This is a genomic window from Lysinibacillus sp. NPDC094403, assembly GCF_050278745.1.
Taxonomy (GTDB): domain Bacteria; phylum Bacillota; class Bacilli; order Bacillales_A; family Planococcaceae; genus Lysinibacillus.
The window spans coordinates 324,511-345,056 of record NZ_JBNNTL010000002.1 but is presented as its reverse complement, the minus strand read 5'-3'; the positions used below and the strand labels follow the sequence as shown (position 1 = coordinate 345,056).

General features: G+C 34.7%; 18 protein-coding genes, 1 pseudogene and 1 riboswitch. Of the genes and pseudogenes, 7 read left to right on the top strand and 12 right to left on the bottom strand.

The window, feature by feature from the left end; all coding sequences use genetic code 11:
* Nucleotides 1–338: 338 nt before the first annotated feature.
* The 6 genes and pseudogenes from ACQKMV_RS05935 to ACQKMV_RS05910 all read right to left on the bottom strand — a co-directional run bounded on the left by ACQKMV_RS05935 (nt 339) and on the right by ACQKMV_RS05910 (nt 8,367).
* Entirely contained in the window at nt 339–1,199 is an 861-nt protein-coding gene (locus tag ACQKMV_RS05935; RefSeq protein ID WP_427502860.1) for an alpha/beta fold hydrolase, read from the bottom strand.
* Nucleotides 1,200–1,301: 102 nt separating this feature from the next.
* Entirely contained in the window at nt 1,302–1,859 is a 558-nt protein-coding gene (locus ACQKMV_RS05930; protein WP_427502859.1) for a hypothetical protein, read from the bottom strand.
* 492 nt (nt 1,860–2,351) lie between these two features.
* Complete coding sequence (locus tag ACQKMV_RS05925) at nt 2,352–2,507, bottom strand: hypothetical protein (protein WP_169786300.1); 156 nt, start codon at nt 2,505–2,507, stop codon at nt 2,352–2,354.
* A gap of 282 nt (nt 2,508–2,789) precedes the next feature.
* Nucleotides 2,790–3,704 carry a serine hydrolase domain-containing protein gene (locus ACQKMV_RS05920; protein ID WP_427502858.1) on the bottom strand — a complete coding sequence of 305 codons (915 nt, stop codon included), beginning with the start codon at nt 3,702–3,704 and terminating at the stop codon, nt 2,790–2,792.
* Nucleotides 3,705–4,977: 1,273 nt separating this feature from the next.
* Nucleotides 4,978–7,001: pseudogene (locus ACQKMV_RS05915) on the bottom strand (ABC transporter permease); the annotation flags it as partial.
* A gap of 778 nt (nt 7,002–7,779) precedes the next feature.
* The gene (locus ACQKMV_RS05910) at nt 7,780–8,367 is read right to left on the bottom strand and encodes an SCO family protein (protein ID WP_427502857.1); all 588 of its coding nucleotides are present in this window, start codon (nt 8,365–8,367) and stop codon (nt 7,780–7,782) included.
* Nucleotides 8,368–8,957: 590 nt separating this feature from the next.
* On the opposite strand from ACQKMV_RS05910, the gene ACQKMV_RS05905 reads away from it, so the two are divergent.
* From ACQKMV_RS05905 to ACQKMV_RS05885, 5 genes are all read left to right on the top strand, one after another.
* Entirely contained in the window at nt 8,958–9,293 is a 336-nt protein-coding gene (locus ACQKMV_RS05905) for a DUF485 domain-containing protein (protein WP_427502856.1), read from the top strand.
* Complete coding sequence (locus ACQKMV_RS05900) at nt 9,294–10,847, top strand: solute symporter family protein (protein ID WP_427502855.1); 1,554 nt, start codon at nt 9,294–9,296, stop codon at nt 10,845–10,847.
* A gap of 498 nt (nt 10,848–11,345) precedes the next feature.
* Entirely contained in the window at nt 11,346–11,684 is a 339-nt protein-coding gene (locus tag ACQKMV_RS05895; RefSeq protein WP_427502854.1) for a DUF485 domain-containing protein, read from the top strand.
* A complete protein-coding gene (locus tag ACQKMV_RS05890) occupies nt 11,681–13,225 on the top strand; it encodes a solute symporter family protein (protein ID WP_427502852.1) in 1,545 nt (514 codons plus the stop codon). Before ACQKMV_RS05895 ends, ACQKMV_RS05890 begins: the two co-directional genes overlap by 4 nt.
* Nucleotides 13,226–13,327: 102 nt before the next feature.
* Complete coding sequence (locus tag ACQKMV_RS05885; protein ID WP_427502851.1) at nt 13,328–13,510, top strand: hypothetical protein; 183 nt, start codon at nt 13,328–13,330, stop codon at nt 13,508–13,510.
* A gap of 242 nt (nt 13,511–13,752) precedes the next feature.
* Here ACQKMV_RS05885 and ACQKMV_RS05880 read toward each other — a convergent pair whose 3' ends face one another.
* The 5 genes from ACQKMV_RS05880 to ACQKMV_RS05860 are packed head-to-tail and all read right to left on the bottom strand — an operon-like array spanning nt 13,753 to nt 17,285.
* Nucleotides 13,753–14,502 carry a TatD family hydrolase gene (locus ACQKMV_RS05880; RefSeq protein WP_427502849.1) on the bottom strand — a complete coding sequence of 250 codons (750 nt, stop codon included), beginning with the start codon at nt 14,500–14,502 and terminating at the stop codon, nt 13,753–13,755.
* Nucleotides 14,492–15,241: an ABC transporter ATP-binding protein gene (locus tag ACQKMV_RS05875; protein WP_427502848.1), complete on the bottom strand. Its 750-nt coding sequence runs from the start codon at nt 15,239–15,241 to the stop codon at nt 14,492–14,494. Before ACQKMV_RS05875 ends, ACQKMV_RS05880 begins: the two co-directional genes overlap by 11 nt.
* On the bottom strand, nt 15,219–15,989 hold the full coding sequence (locus ACQKMV_RS05870) for an ABC transporter permease (RefSeq protein ID WP_427503099.1): 771 nt from the start codon (nt 15,987–15,989) through the stop codon (nt 15,219–15,221). Before ACQKMV_RS05870 ends, ACQKMV_RS05875 begins: the two co-directional genes overlap by 23 nt.
* Nucleotides 15,989–16,279: a thiamine-binding protein gene (locus ACQKMV_RS05865; protein ID WP_427424789.1), complete on the bottom strand. Its 291-nt coding sequence runs from the start codon at nt 16,277–16,279 to the stop codon at nt 15,989–15,991. The genes ACQKMV_RS05870 and ACQKMV_RS05865 overlap by 1 nt, the downstream gene beginning before the upstream one ends.
* A 1-nt stretch (nt 16,280) precedes the next feature.
* Entirely contained in the window at nt 16,281–17,285 is a 1,005-nt protein-coding gene (locus tag ACQKMV_RS05860; protein WP_427502847.1) for an ABC transporter substrate-binding protein, read from the bottom strand.
* A gap of 167 nt (nt 17,286–17,452) precedes the next feature.
* Nucleotides 17,453–17,563: riboswitch (TPP riboswitch) on the bottom strand.
* A gap of 275 nt (nt 17,564–17,838) precedes the next feature.
* Here ACQKMV_RS05860 and ACQKMV_RS05855 point away from each other — a divergent pair.
* Nucleotides 17,839–18,447 (top strand): TetR/AcrR family transcriptional regulator, encoded by a 609-nt coding sequence (locus ACQKMV_RS05855; protein WP_427502846.1) that lies wholly within the window; start codon nt 17,839–17,841, stop codon nt 18,445–18,447.
* A 63-nt stretch (nt 18,448–18,510) separates the two neighbouring features.
* On the top strand, nt 18,511–19,797 hold the full coding sequence (locus ACQKMV_RS05850) for an MFS transporter (protein WP_427502845.1): 1,287 nt from the start codon (nt 18,511–18,513) through the stop codon (nt 19,795–19,797).
* A 139-nt stretch (nt 19,798–19,936) separates the two neighbouring features.
* Here the strand turns inward: ACQKMV_RS05850 and ACQKMV_RS05845 are convergent, their stop codons facing one another.
* The gene (locus ACQKMV_RS05845; RefSeq protein WP_427502844.1) at nt 19,937–20,371 is read right to left on the bottom strand and encodes a hypothetical protein; all 435 of its coding nucleotides are present in this window, start codon (nt 20,369–20,371) and stop codon (nt 19,937–19,939) included.
* Nucleotides 20,372–20,546 lie beyond the last annotated feature (175 nt).

Below are 20,546 nucleotides of genomic sequence, written 5' to 3'. Positions count from 1 at the left end.
ACTGCATCGTTTACAGTATAAAGGTTGAACTATGCTTCAAGGTCAAAATAAAAAATTTTAAATCCCCTTTTTCATCTAATTAAAAAGTGAGCATGGGCCTCCATTTCAATTATTATAACAAATGTATTCCCTGAATTTTTTCCATTCGACACCTGATAGCCATGTTTCTTTTAGGCTGTTTTCTAATATTACTGATAAAACATAAAAACAGAGTGAATCTACAAAATGTGTAGAATCAACTCTGTTTTTTGTTTGATATTTCGTAAATCGAATAATTAGCTAAAGCACTCGTTAGTTGATTAGCACCTTCTCTTTTATCAAACATTATGATTGAACTATTAAAAAACTTTATGATTATTTTCCTGTTTCCAGAGAAGAATTTCATTTGCAACATCATCAGGTAAGTCCCAATGAATATTATGCTTTGTGTTTTTTATGCCTTTTACCGTTATATTATTAATGCTTTTTTCAATTTGTTGTATTCCTCTTTCTCTAGATGGATCTGTGGCAGGAATAGTTGCATGCAGTAATAAGACAGGACACATAATACTATTATAAGTTGTTGAGCAAGGCTCTTTATAAAACGCCTTAATTGTTGCTAAAATACTAAAGCAGTCGGCCTTTAAGATGTAGTTTTCTTTTACCTTTTTAAAGTTAGAGATTATTATTGAATCAAGGCTTGTATCCCATTGCTTTGTTGTGTAATCTTGGTATTCCTTGACCACTTCATCCCATGAGTTATATATACGTGATTCAATATATGCCTTCCAATCTATTAAGGCTTTTTCTTTGGACAATCCATCCGCGTGTTCAGGAAACACATACCCTCCATCGATTAAGATTATCCCTAAAGTCTCATTCGGTTGAACTTTCGCTAAATTCAACGCGAGATCTGCCCCCCAGGAATGTCCTAACACGTAAAATGGTTTATTAGTAATCTTTTGTATTACTTGATAAATTCGGTTTACTAAAGAGGAAAATCTGTAATCATCTTCCCGGTCTAATGGACCAGTTTCTCCGTGACCTGGATTATCTAAAAGAATAAGGTGAAAATCATTTATTAAGTATTCGATAAGTCCAGAAAAACTGTTTGAATCACCAGTCAGCCCGTGAAGACAAACAAGTGAAGGAAGGCTATTTTCACCAATTTCATATCCGTGAAAATCAATGTTATCTACGGTTATTTTGAACTCCTTCAATATTAGTTTCACTCCTTTTATTATATACGTAAGCTATAGTACTTTCTTATTCAACTAACCTGCTCCGTTAGTTGAATAATTAATAGCAGACATAACAATTTGTTACTTCCACCCTAATAAAATTTCTCCACTAAATTTTATTTCTAGTACAAACTTCTTTTCAATACAATATAGCATTTGCTCAACATATTTTAAGTCATTGAAACTCTTAATAATATTATTTATTGGAGTTACTAATACTGGTGGGGTTCCTGGATATCCTGATGCTTTTTTTAAACTAAATACCTTAGCATTGTCATATCTTTGCTCACTAATAAACTGTTGAATGTGACGAGAATTCGTAATTTCCACTTTATTTTTCATTAATCCCCAATCAATACCACCAATTCCACACGATACTACAAATGGATAATCATCTTGTAATTTATCATAAATACTTTCACTTTCTTCTTCTGATAAAACTTCTACTAAATTTATATCTTGGTAATACTCTTTATACTCAGATGCTATATTTGTATATTCTTCTTCTAAACGTTTTTTCTCTCTTTGTTGTACAAGTTCTTTCAATCTTTGTTTTCTTATTGCTCTTTCTTCTCGATCCAAATAAATCCCCTTTTTCATCAAAACATACTTAATTATACCATTTAGTAAATAATCCATATTAAACTATTCTGCTCCGTTAGCCATCCATGAAGTGCAAAAATCAGCACTTCACCACAGAAAATGAAAGATAATTAAGTTCTTTCATGGGAGTTCAATAAAGAAAAAAGAGCTGCCTATGCAACTCAATGATCTTTAATTAACGCACCCGTCAGTTGAATAAAGAAAAAGGCTATGTTAAAAGAAAAGGTTGATTTATAACGTTAAGGAATCCGCTGTATATGCAAGTTTGTATTCAAAATATGATTCAGTGCAATTTCTTTTGAACAGCATTGAAAGCTTTGTTGTATCTAAGTTCAAACGATAGTGCATAAAAAGGTGTATATGAATGAAATACAGAAAAACACTTAATACATTGGTATGACAACGTTTTAAGTGTTTTATTTCGTCCCAAAACTTTTATTTGGGAACGTTTATTATATTTATTTTGTATGCTTTATAAATATTGTTGCAATAAAACACAGGTTAATTTATTGACTCTAATTTTTATGTCTATTCTTTACAAAAATCTACAAATTTTTTTGCCTGTATTAAGGACATACCTGTTTGCTCTCTCAAAAACTTCACCGCTTTAATTTCACCGACTGACTTTATTTTCTCTTTTACTAAGGCAATCAGTTCCTCATTATAGATTTTAGTATAATCCATTTTTTCGCCCCCTCGTGTAATTAAAGTTTAACATTCCCAAAGCGTCGTTTGGTAACATAAAGTGCGTAACGTTGTAAATCCGTATTTTTCTGATGTAAAGCGATAATAAAGTTGTTTAATTCTTATTGAACTAATGCACCCCGTTAGTTTAATAAGAACAGCGACGCTTCTTCAACAATCGCGCCCGATCGTTGAATATCAAGATAGTGATTTCTCCTTTTTACAAGATACTTTTATGATCTCGGAAGAGGAGAAAAATCCCTTTTCATTTGTTTAAATCTCTCATTCATCTTTCCAACTACGTAAAAGTTCTTCGAAAAAGAGTTTCGGCGCAGAGGACTGGTCATCTTGTAGATAACTTTTTGCCACAGCCATAATATTTAGCTTCGGAACAATAAATATATATTGTCCGTATAAGCCATTCGCATAGTAATATTCAATTTCGGTGTTACTATTAGTAATTTCACAAGTCCATAGCTGATAACCATATCCAGCTGTTCTGTCTTCATCTTCAAATTGTTTATTTGGTTTTTTTGCCTCGTGGATCCAGTTAGATGAGACCACTTGATTTGATTTAAATTGCCCTTCGTTTAGTAATAAAAATCCAAACTTCACCATATCCTCTAAATTTAATGAAATACTAAAGCCACCCTCGTGAATTCCTTGCGGGTCCTTTACCCAAATGTATTTTTTTATCCCTAATGGATGAAATAGAAATTCTTCAGCAAATGAGGCGGTAGAACCTCCAGAAACTTTTTGGATGATCGCGCTTAGTAAATGAGAGTTTCCACTATTATATTCAAAGGTTGAACCTGGTCTATGTATAACTGGTTGTTCTAGTATGAATTTAACCCAGTTTTTTGAACTTTGGAATTTTCCTACTTGTAACCCCGAAGTCATAGTCAACAAATGAAATAATGTGATTTCCTCCTTCATTGGGTCATTGAACTCTAATATTTCCGGAAAGTAGTTATAAATAGGTTCTTGAATGTTTTTTATTAGCCCTTTATCGACCATAATTCCAATTAATATAGACACAATACTCTTTGTAATGGAATAAACCTTTGTCGGTTTTTCTACGACTTTTTTATTCTTTAAATATTCAAAGATCCGTGTATTTCCTTTATAAATGACAAAACCTTCAATTTTAATCTTCTTCACTTTCTTCTCTAACTCATTAAAAAATATTTCACTCATACATATAATCCCTCCTCCACTAAATTGCGTCATTAGTTTATGTACATCAATTTATAATTTAACCCAAATTTTAACATAAATTCATTAATTTTATCAAAGGTGTTATTCAATTAAATGGCCCGATTGTTGAACAACAAGTTAAATAACACTATTCAACTAAACTGCTCCGTTAGTTCAATAAAAGATTCCATTTATACCTCTGAAAATCCAACGCTTTTTCATTTTTAAATATTTACCAAATTAAGTATATCATATATTTTTATTCAACTATCCTGCTTCGTTAGTTCAATAGCAATAATCCTCTAGAAAACTGCCTTCTTTTATTTGTAGTTGCTCTATCTCTAAATGTTCCTGTATGTAACTTACTGACTGACTTCCCTCTATATCTCGAATTCAGCTAAACAAGAACATGCGTTCGCACCCCTGTGAAATGAGCATTTTTCTATAAAAATTTTAAAAAAGACAGCGAGCTTTGCATGCACGCTAAGATCATTTTTCGTGTTGAAAGAATAGTGGACACTCACCCAATCATCCCTAGCCTACTATGAGATTCGAGTTCCTCAGGCCTGAGCTTTGCCTTCAGCTTCCTAACCACTACTTCTACCTTCCCACTTCCTAACCATCCACATTATAGTTCCTACGTAAGCCGAGCGTACAATGAAAAAGAGACGAATTTCTTCGCCTCTAACCATCTCCCCAAAAGCTGACTATTCTTTTTTAAAGGTAGCCCTCGATTTGTTGTTTCTATTGTGCCCCAGCGTCTTTTCTTTCGCAATAAAACCGAAATCCTGGCATCATCATTCGGCTAATAGATGCGGTAAGGTGCATTCAAATCTTCTTGCGAACCAGTCCTGGTATAAAAAAGCTAGCCCTCCTACAAAAAAGTGAACACGGAATAATAAATCTTCATACACTATATTTTTGCGGTACATTAGAGCTGCATTAATTCCTTCAGGGATTATTACACTTATTGAAGTAGCAATGCCTGTTATTCTCGGTCTTTTCTTATTCAGCTTTGTCATTCTACCGAATAGTAAATATCAAAAGGCGCTAGAAATCAACGTATCTAAAATTGATTTCTAGCGCTTTCTAGGTTTTGTCCTGTTATGTCAGTACCTCTTAGTTCTGTAGCTAACTAAAGCCTTATTGTAGTATACGTATACCGGCTTTTCCTTCTATCGTATATTTAACCATACATTGTTCATTGTCTATATTTTTAGGCAATCGATGCTCTTTGATTATGGTTATCACTTTACCCCTTTACACAAAACCTCTACTCCACACTTTTTAACGATTCAATCATATTTATTTTGGTAACTTTTCTTCTAAGAAGTAAGTTAGAGATAATAGTCAGTATGAACGCAAGAATTATAGAAACTAATATGATTAAAAGATTTAATTTATTTGGGATTTGTTGATGGGTGCTTGATAGAGCCTTTACTATAATTTTATAGACATAGCCACTGATTGGTAAGGCAACAATGACTGCAAATGTCGTTAGGATGATGTTTTCTAAAAATATTAGTCTGTTTATTTTATTTTTTGATAGCCTAGTACTTTAAGCGTTGCAAGCTCACGATTTCTTTCATATATGTTGATGGAAGATATCGTATAGATGGCGCCAAAGGAAAGTATTATGGCGCTTGTGATAAACATGATAAATACAAAACTATTTTGCTTCACAATATATTGAGCGGATTTTTTCAAATCATTCTTATCTGCAATTGTATCTACACGGCGATCTTGTTCAAAAAACTTACGAGCGCTCATAGTATCTGTAGAGTTATTTGCTTGAACTAAAAGTGAGATAGGATTGTAGTCTATGTTAAAGCTCTTTAAATACTCTGGTGTAATATAAAATGATGGATTCGAATACTGTGTAGATATATTTAATACCTTCATATCTACGGAAGTATTTTTAAGCTCTGGTGCTGTGAACTTTATGTTGATACTATCTCCTTTAGAAATATGATATTTGTCAGCGTAAGATTTGGGTACAAGCACACCATTATTTTCTAAAGATATCCTATCGTCATTTTCATCAAAGAAATGAATGAGATTGTTTTCTTTTTCAGTAACAACTAAATTGGCGCTTTCTTTTTCATTGTCTTTTATGAATTCAATAGGAAAAGTGGATAACAAATAACTATTATTAATTTCAGAAGGTAGTTTTACCGTATTAGAATTTGTGCCCATCTTGTAATCTACTCTTAGATCATAGGTATAAACATCTTCAATTTGGTCTGCTACTTTTAACAAGGATGCTTGGGTACCGAAAGCAGAAATCAATAATACGGTACTTACTACAACACCAATTGAACTTGCTAAGGCTTTTCGTTTATTTAAAAATATATTTCTCAAAATGAGTTTATAACTGTAGGAAATACGACTCCATAGACCTGGAATTCTTTCTATCAATAGCTTTTTCATCTTCTTTGGCGGTTTAGAACGCATAGCCTGAGCTGCGTGTTCCTTTAATATAGTTCTACCACTTAAGTAACATGACAGAACACCAAAAGCACTGGAGAAAATAATCGGTGGAATGATTGAAAATATAGAGAGTGAGAATTTAATGTCAGGCAAAGAGTAGGCTCTTGCACATGAGGTAGTTACTAAAGAAATAAATACAAAAGCGGCAATTACACAACCGATGATTGAGCCTAGTATACCTGCCAGTACAGGGTATCCCATATAGTGAAGCATGATGTTGCTGTTTTTTACACCTAAAGCCTTCATAATACCAACTTGATTGCGTTGAGAATCGATGGTTCTTGACATGGCGAGAAATAGGATAATCGCTTCAATCAAAAAAAGTACTATAGGTATAACCTTACTCATTAAGTTATTATTATTAATCGTTTGATTGATTTTAGAATAATTGAAAGTCCGGTCCTTACTTACTTGATCTAAATAACTAAGCTGCTTGGACTGTTCTTCAATTGATTTGCCTAATTTTTCAATATCGTAATCTTCTTTAGCATCAATGATGATTTCATTATAGTAAAAGCCATTTAAGATTTCGGGTAATGTCTCTTCAGCAATATAAGCTACTCCGTATGTTTTATGGTCTTGAATTTCGTTCTTTTTTGCATGTTCGACATTTTCACCTAAGCCACTAATTGTAAAGTTAAAACTGCTTTCATTCGCATTTATCGTGATTTGATCGCCGACACGATAATGATGTTCTTTTGCATAATGAGAATCTAATAAAATTTCATCCTTTTTTGATGGTATATTTCCTACAGTTAAAGTAGGCGTATTTATTTCATTGTTTTCAGGGATCGAATGAACTTTTAATGGATTGGGACTTCTCCTATTTTGTATTCTTTCGTTACGTTTATAAATTCAATAAGCTTTTTCATTTATTTCATCTCCTCAAAAAATTTTTTATCAACGTCAAGTAACTCTAAAATAAACAACATTAGTCGTATATTTTAGAGTTACTGTTTATTTGCCGTCATTTTTTCGATGCTTTATCAAGAAACCGTTGAGTACAGCAAAATATTAGACATTTAAATCAAATTAAAAAGGATTTCAATCTACCGTTCTTCGTAGCAGTTTCAATCGCGCTAAACATGGTGGTTTTTCACTTCCCACCTTCTTAAAGGTGATTCCATGCTATTGATGGCCTATATGCATCGGCATAATACTGTCCAGATTTGGCCGAAAGCAGTTAAATCTTTCTTATAATATATAAGTCAGCTGCATTAAATATATACATGTTTGGTAAAAAATACATTTTCGGTCCCTTTATTAAAAAGAAGCTTTATATAAGAATTTCAATAAAGTCGAATGATTTGTTTTTGCTTTTAGTAGACATAATAAAATTATTTGATTTAATGGTTGAATGATGAGTTATTAAGATCAGGGCTTAGATATGATCCCTATTGATTTCTTTGCATTTTGAATTCTGTATCGGTGATTATTGTACTTAAGCATAGAAAAAGACACTTAAGCAAAATGCTTACAGTGTCCTTTGACAATATTATGCAAGTCGGAAATTGAATGTTCGATTTTTCTTTCATCTTGTAGCCATAAAAAAACTCAGAAGTCATTCCAACCTCTGAGTTTTTTTTTATTTAGATAACGCTTTCATATCTGCCACAATCGTCTCAACTGGTACATCTGTTGTAGCGGCATAATCCTTCACAACAATACCATCAGCATTGACTAAGTAATACCTTCCCATATGTATAACTTGGTCAGAATTTGGATCATTCTTAACTACTGAGTTAAACGATTTCATTGCAAACTGTTCAATATACTTTTGATCATAGCCAGTTAATAGCTGCCATTTGCTTGCATCAGGCACTGAATACGTTTTTAAATAATTCGTTAAAACTTCTGGCTTATCAACCTCAGGATCGACACTAAAAGCTACGATTTGATAGTTTTCAACGCCTTTATCCTGAAGTTCCTTTTGCACCTCTGTCATGTTATACGTCATTGGCGGACAAATGGAATTACAATTAGTAAAGACGAACATCGCTAACCATGGTTTACCTTTAAGATCGTTAAGGCTAACCTTTTCATTTTTTTGATTTGTCACCGAAAAATCCTGTACTTCAATGTTCATTTCTGGTTCAAATTTATAACTTCCGCAAGCCGCTAGTATGCTACTTAATGTTAGTATCAAAACGAGCATGACACTTTTCTTTTTCATAAATTTGCTCACTTCCCTTCAATTTACCATCGTTATATATTGTATAAATTATAGTTACTTAATACAAGATTATGAGCTTATCCAATCATTTTTTTATGTCAAATCAATGTATATTGTATGATTTTAGTATATTAATATCCTTTATATTCCAGATAATTCACATTTTTTTTAAAAATTTTCTAAGCTGTTTTTTACTATTTCGGTTATTTCCCAAGACATCATATAATTGTTATATAACAAACTTTTTTTCGTTTTTTAGGTTTCTCCATCATATGATGAGATAAAAATAAATTCATAAAAATTCTCTCTCGCGTCCGAATTTTCTGTCACATTCAAAATTATTATCATTAAACTATTTAAAGAATATTATTCTTATAGAATAAACCATTCTCTTTCAAACGGATTATTTCTATAAAACCCTTAATATTTCTATGTTATTTTCACATTCCGAAAATGATTTAAAATTATAAAAACTCAAAATTTAGTATTGCATTATAAGAATCTTCCCCATAAAATAAGTGAATATAACGACGGCAGAAAAAGAAATATGTCGTTTAAAACAGAAATATATAACTTTAGGGGGAATAATAATGGCTAACATTTCTGGGAACAAAAATATAGAATCAGTTGACTATAATGCAATTGAAGCTATGGAATCGTTCAACAAATTCGTAAAAAAGAAGAATACCTTCCTTTTCTCGATCACTGCAGTGTTTTTAACACTCTATATTTTGCTACCAATCCTTGCTTTTCAACCTGTACTACAACAAAAATTCTTCGGAAATATTACGGGTGTTTGGGTTTATTCAGCAGGATTATTCATTATGACAGTCGTTCTTTGTACAGTATATGTGAAAAAAGCTGCTTCATTCGATAAAGCTGCGGCAGCAGTAATGGCAGAGTATCATGCGAAAGGTGGAAAATAAATGAACTTAGTATCCGTTGGTTTCTTTTTAGCAATCGTTAGTTTAACACTTGTAGTAACATATATCGCTGCGAAGCGTACTTCTTCTGCGGCTGATTTCTATACAGCTGGTGGAGGTCTGAAAGGTTGGCAAAATGGCTTTGCAATCGCTGGTGACTATCTATCTGCTGCCGCATTTCTTGGGGTGTCCGGTGCGATTGCTTTAACTGGTTTTGATGGTTTCTTCTTCTCTGTAGGCTATGTAGTGGCTAACTTAGTACTTCTATATATAATTGCAGAGCCTATGCGTAACTTAGGTCGTTATACTTTAGCAGATATGCTTACTGCCCGTTTTAATGAAAAACGTATTCGTGGAGTTGCTGCGTCCGGAACAATTATCATCGTAATCCTTTATATGATTGCACAATTAGTAGGTGCAGGTGCTCTTATTAAACTATTATTTGGTATTGACTACTGGATTGCGGTTTTAATCGTAGGTGTTATGATGACTACTTATGTATTATTCGGTGGAATGACAGCTACTTCTTGGGTGCAAATTATTAAAGCAAGTCTACTATTATTCGGGACAGGCGTTTTAGCTACATTAGTATTAATTAAATTCGATTTCTCTCTTATGAAAATGTTTGATACGATTGCCACGGATCATGGCGAAAAATTCCTTGTGCCAGGGATGAAATATACAAGTTCAATTGATTCTGTTTCAATGATGATGGCGCTTGTTTTAGGTACATCCGGTTTACCTCATATTTTAATGCGCTTCTTTACAGTGAAAGATGCCAAAACTGCTCGTTCTTCTATTTCATGGACGACTTGGATTACTGCTATTTTCTTCTCATTAACTATTTTCTTAGGTTTTGGAGCATTAAATTTTGTAGGTATCGATAAAATTATTGCTGAAAGTAAAGCTGGTAACACTGCAGCTCCACTTCTTGCTAATTATTTGGGCGGGGATGTGTTAATGGCATTTATCGGTGCAGTAGCATTCGCAACAATTTTAGCTGTTGTTTCAGGCTTAGTTTTAACTGGTGCTTCTGCTATTTCACATGATATTTATGGTGAAATTATTAAAGGTGGTAAATTAACGGAAAAGCAACAAGTTGTAGCGGCTCGTACTGGCTCTATTTCTATTGCCATTGTTTCCATTATCTTAGCGTTATTTGCGCAAAACTTGAATGTATCGTTTTTAGTATCCTTTGCATTTTGTATTGGTGCTTCAGCAAACTTACCAGTTATTCTGTACACAATTTACTGGAAGAAATTCAATTCAACAGGTGCTATTACTGCGATGGTTACTGGTTTAGTCTCATGCTTAGTTTTAGGTGCAATGGGGCCAAATGTATGGAGTCCTGTTGAAGGTGCAGCCATCTTTGTTGGAAATCCTATCGTACCTTTAGCAGTACCAGCAGTTATTACGATTCCACTTGGTTTTATCGCAGGTTACTTGGGTTCTGTTCTATCTTCTAGCAAAGTACCACAGGAAGAAGCAGATCGCATTTATAAGGAGATTCGCGTTAAAGCAAACACAGGTGTATCAGTTTCTGATGTTTCTCATTAATAGTTTTTAATAATCCAAATTATTGAAAAAACATCTATCAATCATCCTATTCATATTAATAAAAATATCAAGTTAAAAAACTCGATTTTTCATCGAGTTTTTTAGCTTTTTTTAATGAAACATTTACCATTTTACTTATTTAACAATACTATTCCCTTTCAAAAAGAGCAGAAAAAAAATGATTATCACTGAGTAAATAGTGTTTATTTTTTATAAAAAAACATTTCTTTTTTGAAATTTCAGCCTTATTTTTCGCTTAGAAATCTAGAATTGACCTAACTCCATTTACTTATCGGAATTTTCTAAAACCCTTTAATTTCTTGGCTTTGTTATGTATATTCTCTTTTAAGACTATTTTTCCGAAAATTATTTTTTCATAATTTTTCTGAAATGTATTGCAATTTTGTGAACTGTCTCATAAAATGAAGATGTGAATTCACTAAACTAGCAAAATTAAGTATTTAAGCAGTAAAAATAAACACAAAATGGGGAATGTTAATGGGGAACAATCAAACAAACAAGGGCGTCGTGATTGACTATGATGCTATCGCAAATCAAGAATCATTTAAAGCTCTTGTGCGAAGAAAGAATTCATTTCTTTGGTCAATGACTGTGATCTTCTTAGCAGCTTACATGTTGCTACCAATTCTTACTTCGTTCACGACAATACTACACCAAAAGGCAATTGGGGAAATTACTTGGGTGTGGGTATATTCGGCAGGATTATTCATCATGACTTGGTGCTTATGTCACTTATATGTAGCAAAAGCGAATAGTTTTGATAAAGAGGCACAGGCGATTATCGCTGAATACGAAAATGGAGGTGGCCGCCGATGAGTTATACAGCCATATTCTTCTTCGTAGCCATTGTTGGTTTAACATTAGTTATTACATGGTGGGCATCAAAACGAACTTCTTCTGCAAGCGATTTCTATACTGCAGGTGGTGGTTTAACAGGCTGGCAAAATGGACTAGCCATCGCTGGTGACTACTTATCAGCTGCATCTTTCTTAGGGATCGCCGGAGCAGTTGCATTATTTGGATTTGATGGATTCTTCTTCTCTATCGGTTATTTAGTAGCTTACTTAGTGGTTCTTTACATCGTTGCTGAGCCATTACGTAATCTTGGTAAATTTACATTAGCCGACATGATCACAGCGCGTTTTGACAGCGCTAAAGTTCGTGGTACAGCAGCTTTAAGCACTATTACAATTGTATTATTCTACATGATTGCACAACTAGTTGGTGCAGGAGCACTTATTCAATTACTTTTAGGAATCGATTATTGGGTTGCGGTTTTAATCGTAGGTTTTATGATGACGACTTACGTACTATTCGGTGGTATGACTGCAACATCTTGGGTACAAATTGTTAAAGCTTGTCTTTTAATGTTAGGTACAGTCATTATTTCATTCTTAGTTTTAAAAGAATTCGGCTTTAGTATTGCAAATATGTTCAAAGAAATGGAAACTGCAACGGATAGCGGTGCAGCTTACTTGAATCCAGGTCTTAAATATTCAAATGGTATTGATACTATTTCAATGTTAATCGCTCTAGTATTAGGTACAGCTGGTCTTCCACATATCCTAATGCGCTTCTTTACAGTTAAAGATGCGAAAACTGCTCGTTCTTCAGTTATTTGGGCTACTTGGATTGTAGGTATCTTCTACATTCTAACAATCTTCTTAGGCTTCGGTGCAGCTAAATTCGTTGGTAAAGAAGCAATTATTAATGCAAACGCTGCTGGTAATATGGCTGCTCCACTTCTTGCGAAAGCACTTGGTGGTGACATTCTATTCTCATTCGTATGTGCGGTAGCTTTCGCAACAATCTTAGCGGTGGTAGCTGGTCTTGTGCTTTCTGGCGCATCTGCCCTATCACATGATATTTACGGTCAAATTATTAAAAAGGGTAAAGTTACAGAGAAAGAGCAAGTACTTGCAGCTCGTATCGGTTCCATTACAATCGCTGTTATTTCAATCCTTTTAGCACTTGGTGCTCAAACATTAAACGTAGCGTTCTTAGTATCACTTGCATTCTGTATTGCAGGTTCAGCTAACTTACCTGTAATCATTTATACAATCTACTGGAAACGCTTTAATACAGCTGGTGCTATTACAGCAATGTTAACAGGTTTAATCTCTGCGTTAATTCTTGTTGCTGTTTCACCAAACCTTTGGAATCCAGTTGAAGGAAAAGCAATTTTCGTTGGGAATCCGTTAATTTCGTTAACGAACCCAGCAATAATTTCTGTACCACTTGGCTTCCTTGGAGGTTTCATCGGAACAATGCTTTCTAAGGAATCAGATGCTAAGAAATATCGTGAAGTGGATGTTAAAGCAAACACAGGTATTTCTGTACAAGATGTATCTCACTAATAATATGACAACCACCTCGTAAGTTAATAATACTTACGAGGTTTTACTTTTTCTTCCGTATTCGGTACTATATTTACAAATGACAATTGGGGGTAAGATAACATGACACACTCAAAAGCAAAAAAGAAGCGTATGCATGTAAAGCGAACTAAAGGGAAAGACGTTGAAAAAAATCGTCAATTCTCCCCTTTCAGTACACATGAACGTGTAACGAAAACCAAAAAAGAAAGCCTTGAACAAAATTTTACAAAGTATAGAAAACACAACCACTCTGACGATGATTAGTGGTTGTGTTTTATTTATTATGAGATATCTTCACGATCATTTTAGTGATTCTGATATTTTTATCAGCGATGTTCGGTGCTTTATCGGCGATGTTTGAGTTTTTATCAGCGATTCTGGTACTTTATCAGCGATGTTTGAGGTTATATCAGCGATTCTGATACTTTTATCAGCGATGTCCGCTGTTATATCGGAAATTGTTAGAAAAACACAGCTACTCTTTTAAAGAACAACTGTGTTTTTTGCTATAAATTATAAAATTTTGTCGTATTTCTTGTGATGATGCGCGCCGCTTCCTGTGTTGTAAGCCCCTTTATCGAAGCAATAACCTCCACGGAATGATCCATCATCCAAGGTGATGTTTGTTTATTGTCAAAGGTACCTTCAAACGGCCATGGTCCATCTGTTTCTACCATCATCAGCTCGATTGGATATTTTTTGATCAGCTGTTGAATCTCAGCCTCATACGTACAATCGGGCGTTACAGAAATGAAATACCCATTAGAAATCATCCGCTCAATCACTTCCTCATCGCCTTTAAACCAATGGAAATGTGCTTTCGTTACATGATGTTTTTCTAGCAAATCACAAACAATCGTTGCATCCTCATAAACCGCATGTAACACAATTGGTTTATTTAAGTCCTTTGCTAGTACTATAAACCTTTCTAACAATGCCACATACGGACGATCATCAATAGCCTTCTCCTGCCGCAAATAATAAGGCAACCCTACCTCTCCAATCGCTACAATTTCATGAGCATGCTGGCGTATCCAATCGAATAAAGCCTCTTCCTCCGCATCACTAAGTAATGGTTGTTCAGGATGAAAGCCAAACGCTGCCTTTACCTTCGTATAAGCTTTTGACAGCTTCAACGTCTTCTCGCACGATGGAAGATTCATACTAACCGCAATGACATATTCAGCTTCCTCTAGCAAAGTTGGTACATCGTTTTCCTTATACTGATCTAAATGAATATGCGCATCAATCAACATTCGCTTCATCCTTTTCTTCTTTTAAATACGTGAACAACTGTTGCTTCAAAGCCGTAAATGTAGCGGAATGGCGAATTTCTTCTTGTCGTGGCCTTGCAAAAGGTACAATCAATTCTTTTTTAACCGTCGCTGGCCGTTTCGTGAGTACGATAATACGATCCGCTAAAAAGAGAGCTTCCTCGATACTATGTGTAACGAACAATATAGATTTTCGATCTTTCTCCCATATCGATAATAGCCACGCCTGCATTTCAAGCCTTGTAAACTCATCCAGTGCAGAAAATGGTTCATCTAAGCATAAAATGGGCTTATTACTGACAATTGCGCGAATAAACGATACCCGCTGTTGCATACCGCCCGACAGCTCATTAGGATACGCATGTTCAAACGCTGCGAGCCCTACTTTATCTAACCATTCCTTGGCAAGTTCAACATTTGGTTTTCGATGAAGCTCCTCGACAATCGCGACATTTTCTAATATCGTACGCCATGGTAATAAGCATGGTTGCTGAGGCATATAGCCAATCGTTCCTCTTTTTTGTTGAATATCTGTACCGTTTAATAAAATAGCTCCTTTATCAATGGAAGAAACACCACCTATTAATTGAAAAAGTGTGCTTTTTCCACTTCCTGAAGGACCGATAATCGCAACAAATTCCCCTTCCTTCACCTCAAAAGATAAATCACGAATGACCGGAAGAGAATCAAAAGATTTATCAATGTTTTGAATGTTTAGCATGGAGTCCTCTCCCCTTCACAACAAGTTTTTCTAAAAATCGAATAGCACTAAATAATAGTAAACTTAAAAATACTATGGCAAAAATCGCTACAAACACACGATCCGTTCGAAATGAAGATTGTGCCAATGTCATATAGACACCAATCCCCTTTTTCGCACCGAGCCATTCCGCAATGACAGCCCCCATTACGCTATAGGTTGCCGCAATCTTAATGCCTGAAAAAATCGCTGGATACGCATAGGGCCATTCAAGCTTCCAAAAGGTTTGTGTTTTCGTTGCACCGATCATCTCAAAATAATGCTTCAGCTCCGGTGAGGTTTGACGAAAGCCATCCATTGCCGAAATAACGATGGGGAAAAAGCACACAAGACAAATAATAATGAGCTTTGGCAATAAACCAAAGCCAAACCAAATAACTAATAACGGTGCTAAGACGAGCACAGGGACATTCTGCGACATAATGAGAATAGGGTAAAATAGCTCCCGTACAAACGCAAAACGATGTAATAATACGGCAACCGTTAGCCCACATAATATCCCAATGGCAAGACCTAGAAGTGCTAATTGTACAGTCGCTAAAGCATGTGGCACAAACGTCTCATACGATTGAAATCCCTCCATCAAAATGGCACTTGGTGCGGGCACAAGCCAACGCGGAATATCAGCAAATCGGACAATTAGTTCCCATATGAATAAGAGGAAGACGATAAAAATTATCGTCCTCCCTTGTTTGAAAGCCTGTTTCATCACTGGTATTTCTCCGTTAATGTATCCATTGTAATACCTGATGGCTGATATAAAATTTTCACTTGCGTAATGACATTGATAGCACCAATCTCAATCATCTTGTCATTCATTTTTTCGATGATTTGTAGCAAAGTCGATAGCTCACCCTCCATTGTCGTTTCTAATGGATGAACTTCGTATTTAACCCCTGAAGCGTCGATAACCGCAATCGCTGCATCAACAAATGGGATCACATCTTCATATTTTTCAGTTTTCGGGATAATTTGTACACTAATTAATGAGTTTGCCATACTACTTCGTCTCCTTTTTCGGTAAAAAGTCGTTTGTAAATGCTTGTTTTGCGTTAAATTCGCCTTCTAATACTTTGTTGTCTGTCATCCATTTCGCGTAGTTTTCCCAGACAGTTAACTTTTGCTCGCCCCATTGTGCAGCGTCATCTTGATACTTATCCGCTAGCCATTCCTGACTTTTATGCACAAGGTTTTTATCTAAATCAGGTACCGCTTCTAGTAAAATATCAGCTGCCTCATTTGGATGTTTTATCGCATATTCATAGCCCTTTGCTGCAGCAGCGACAAATGCTTTTACTGTCTCAGGGTCATCCTTAATCATTTTTTCATTTGTAGCTAGTACAGGTGTGTAATAATCTAACTGATCACTATAATCTGTTAAATATAGCATGTTCAGCTTTTCGCCACGAAGTTCTGCTTCGATACCTGTCCATGCATAATAAATCCACGCAAAATCAATATCTTTTTTCATCATTGTGAAGAAATCTAAATCGCCTGCATTGACAATATCTAACTTATTAATATCCGCATTTTGTGTTTGCATAAGTGATTGTAGGACAGCTTTTTCAAGTGGTGCACCCCAACCACCGTATGTTTTACCTTCAAAATCCTTTGGAGACTTAATGCCTTTTGATGCAATAGATGCGAAGCCAGAAGTATTATGCTGAATAATCGCTGCAATCGATACTAAAGGTACATCTTGCACACGTGCCTGTGTAATCCCTTCCTGATAACTTACGCCAAACTGTGCCTTCCCAGAAGCTACAAGCTGGTCAGCACCCGTTTCACCAGGTAATAAAATATCAACATCTAAGCCTTGTTCCTTAAAGTAGCCAAGCTTTTTCGCTACATATAAACCTGTATGATTTGTGTTCGGTGTCCAATCGAGAACCACCGATACCTTTTTTAATGCATTCGCATCGTTTTTATCCTTTGTCTCCTCTTTTTTGCTACAGCCGACTAATGTTATAAGTGCAGCCATCAGAATAAATAACCATTTTTTCATGTTGAATCCTCCCAGTAAGTAATGTGAAAGTGTTCATGAACGAATGTTATAACCAGAAGAAAGCGTATTCCAATTTGTATGTATCCTAGGTTTACACATACTACAAAAACATAAAAAAACGCCTAGGATTCCTCCCAGACGTTTTGTAAACAGTATCAAAAACTTTCTTTTTTTGAATAGATGTTCCCTACGCTGGTACGAGCCAAATCAGGTTCAAAGGGTCAGCGTCTATCGGACACAATCTCAGCTGGCAACTACCAGCCCCCCTACATTCTTTCCATATGAACTTTTCGTGATTATTATACCCATATCAATCCGGAATTGACAAGGGGCTGTTTATCGTTAGCGCTGAATTATTATTTCACAGCCTCATTTGTAAAACGTTCCTTAAAGAAAGCAAGGTAAAAAATCACCACTGTAACTGAGGCCTCATGCTTTTAAAGTAATTAATAACTAAAAATACAAAAAATTCTTTCGTTATATTGACAATGGTAACAAATTACAATAAAATTTGATTGATTAATCAATCATTTATTATGAAAGGAATGTTTAAATGAAAACTATACTTACTAATGATGAAAAAAAGAAGAGAAAAAGATCTACTATCCTAAACGCCGCCATTAAATTATATAGTGTGAATGGATTTGCCGAGACAAAAGTTGCTGACATAGCAAAAGAAGCTGGTGTTAGCTTTGGTACCGTATTTACATATTTTGATTCAAAAGAAGCACTTTATGAAGTAGCTATTTTGGAGCCACTGGAAGAAATCAAACCTTATTTTATGGAGATAGAAGAACATTTTAAAGGTGAGCCTCTTGAAGTTGTGAAGGAAATGATAGATTGCCATATACAACTTTTTTCAACGAGAAGTGAATACTTACGTCTTATTCAGCAGATTCTTGCAAGACCTGATCGTTTCCCAAAGCTTTTTAAGGAACTAGATGATTTCGTAAAAGTATTCATAGACAGTATTTATTCGGTTATTAAAGAAGGTCAAAGGCTTGGGTACTTTTATGAAGAATCACCTTCATTAATTGCTGAGTCATACTTATCCATCTTAAACGGAATGCGTTTAACATTTATTGATGAATATACAAACGTCATGCAGAAGAATATATCGAGACAAGCTCTGAGATTATTTGGACCAATCTCAAATAAATAAGCCACCTCCCCCTTTGCCCGACCAACAGCAGTAGACAATATATTATTAAATTGGAGTGATTATATGAAATTGAGAGATATCCATCCTAACATCAAACTTCGCCTAGCCATGCAATTTCTAGGCGGCCTTATTTCTATGGCTGTTATCCCTTTTCTGGCAATTTATTTTACTCAAAATATCGGAGCTACTAAAACGGCTATTATTCTTATAGTAATAGTGATTAGTGGTGTCATTGGAGGGTTTATCGGAGGGCATGTTTCAGATAAAATTGGGCGAAAAAAAATAATGTTTTATGCTGAAATTGGGATTTTGCTTTCTTATCTGTTTATAGCACTTTGTAATTCACCTTGGTTTAACCTTCCTTATATTTCTGCAGCATTCTTCATCATCAATATGTTTTGTGGAGGAATGTTTCAGCCTGCCGCACAAGCTATGATGATTGATGTTACTAATTCCGAATCGAGAAAGCTCGTATTTACAATTAGCTACTGGTTGGGGAATTTATCAACTGCAATTGGAGGAATTATTGGAGCATTTCTTTTTAAAAATTACTTATTTGAGCTATTTATTGGGATATCACTCATCTCTTTGTTATCTGTATTCATGACCTTATTCTTCATCACAGAAACCTATATACCAGAACCTTCACCTAAGACTTCTAATCATAAGAAAAAATCATCACCAGTAGAGATGTTTCAAACCTATTCAACCGTTTTAAAAGATAAGCTGTTTATGTTTTATATTTTAGGAGCAATCTTGATCTTTACCTTGGAACAATCTTTATCGAACTATATTGGGATTCGTCTCGAAAAAGATATACCACAGCAGTCAGCTTCTTTGTTTGGAATTGACTTCATCGTAGATGGTACAAAATTGCTCGGTTTTCTCCGAACAGAGAATACTATTCTTGTAGTTCTCTTATCAAGTGTTGTATTATTTTTATTTAAAAAATGCAGTGAGCGCTGGACTCTTGTTACAGGAATGTTGATTTTCTCTATATGTTTTAGTGTTTTTGCTTCTTCAAATAGCGTGTTGGTTCTTTTTATTGCCATGTTTATTGGAACAATTGGTGAGCTGATGTTTGTTCCTATTAAACAGGCGATGATAGGAGAACTTGCCCCATCTAACGCTCGTAGCACCTATATGGCTTTTAATAGCTTAACTACATATGGAGCAATGATTGTAGCTTCGTTATTGATCATCATTGGACAGTGGATTCGCCCTATATATATGAGCGGATTGCTCCTTATTCTAGGATTAACTGGTACATTTTTATACTACATAATAACAAAAAAACTATACGCTAAGGTTAGTGGAAAAAATGAAAGAAATGTACCTGTTTCTTCTTAAAGTGTTGTTTAGAAAAAATCTAATTAGAAAACGCTTTTTCGCATTTGGTCGCTATTATGAAAAAAACTAGATTATTAAACGGCTTTATTTCTTTAAACCGATGTTTACGTAAACTTTGTTGCTTTTAGAGAAGGATTTATTAAAACCATTTTTTCTCATAGGCAAATGAAGCTCTTTTTCTAACATATTCAATTTCATCAAGTAAAAATTGCTTAATAAGAGTTTGTATTTCTTGGTTATCCTCATCTATCTCTCCAAGTCCATAAGCTATTTGCCACCTTGCATCGTGGTCTGGAAAGGAAACCGAGTATTTAGCAATGGATAATAGTTGTTTTGGATTGTCTATCAAATTTCCAATGATGATTTCACATTCATTGTCTCTGGCTAAAATATACAAAAATTCATTTAGAAGGTTTGAACTCCATTGTTCTATAGGAGTACCTTCTATTAGCTTGTTAGCATAGTAATATATTCTGTCCCAATGGAGATATTCAGTCTCCCATTCACCAAAAGATAAATCTGTTGTTTTAGTCCAATTTCTAAACAGATCTATCTCTAAAAGCAATTCACGCACATTGTCGCCCCCTTATTAGGCTATTCTAAGCATTTGAACGGTTGTATTATTTGATTTTTGGAAAGTGGAAAGCAAAAAATAAGCATTTGAACGGTTGTATTATTTGATTTTTGGAAAGTGGAAAGCAAAAAATAAGCATTTGAACGGTTGTATTATTTGATTTTTGGAAAGTGGA

Bases quoted from the DNA above. Each gene is read 5' to 3' on its own strand.
- ACQKMV_RS05850 (WP_427502845.1), top strand. From the start codon at position 18,511: ATGAAATTGAGAGATATCCATCCTAACATCAAACTTCGCCTAGCCATG.
- ACQKMV_RS05875 (WP_427502848.1), bottom strand. From the start codon at position 15,241: ATGCTAAACATTCAAAACATTGATAAATCTTTTGATTCTCTTCCGGTC.
- ACQKMV_RS05855 (WP_427502846.1), top strand. From the start codon at position 17,839: ATGAAAACTATACTTACTAATGATGAAAAAAAGAAGAGAAAAAGATCT.
- ACQKMV_RS05900 (WP_427502855.1), top strand. From the start codon at position 9,294: ATGAACTTAGTATCCGTTGGTTTCTTTTTAGCAATCGTTAGTTTAACA.
- ACQKMV_RS05890 (WP_427502852.1), top strand. From the start codon at position 11,681: ATGAGTTATACAGCCATATTCTTCTTCGTAGCCATTGTTGGTTTAACA.
- ACQKMV_RS05930 (WP_427502859.1), bottom strand. From the start codon at position 1,859: ATGGATTATTTACTAAATGGTATAATTAAGTATGTTTTGATGAAAAAG.
- ACQKMV_RS05920 (WP_427502858.1), bottom strand. From the start codon at position 3,704: ATGAGTGAAATATTTTTTAATGAGTTAGAGAAGAAAGTGAAGAAGATT.
- ACQKMV_RS05925 (WP_169786300.1), bottom strand. From the start codon at position 2,507: ATGGATTATACTAAAATCTATAATGAGGAACTGATTGCCTTAGTAAAA.
- ACQKMV_RS05910 (WP_427502857.1), bottom strand. From the start codon at position 8,367: ATGAAAAAGAAAAGTGTCATGCTCGTTTTGATACTAACATTAAGTAGC.
- ACQKMV_RS05870 (WP_427503099.1), bottom strand. From the start codon at position 15,989: ATGAAACAGGCTTTCAAACAAGGGAGGACGATAATTTTTATCGTCTTC.
- ACQKMV_RS05865 (WP_427424789.1), bottom strand. From the start codon at position 16,279: ATGGCAAACTCATTAATTAGTGTACAAATTATCCCGAAAACTGAAAAA.
- ACQKMV_RS05880 (WP_427502849.1), bottom strand. From the start codon at position 14,502: ATGTTGATTGATGCGCATATTCATTTAGATCAGTATAAGGAAAACGAT.
- ACQKMV_RS05860 (WP_427502847.1), bottom strand. From the start codon at position 17,285: ATGAAAAAATGGTTATTTATTCTGATGGCTGCACTTATAACATTAGTC.
- ACQKMV_RS05895 (WP_427502854.1), top strand. From the start codon at position 11,346: ATGGGGAACAATCAAACAAACAAGGGCGTCGTGATTGACTATGATGCT.
- ACQKMV_RS05885 (WP_427502851.1), top strand. From the start codon at position 13,328: ATGACACACTCAAAAGCAAAAAAGAAGCGTATGCATGTAAAGCGAACT.
- ACQKMV_RS05905 (WP_427502856.1), top strand. From the start codon at position 8,958: ATGGCTAACATTTCTGGGAACAAAAATATAGAATCAGTTGACTATAAT.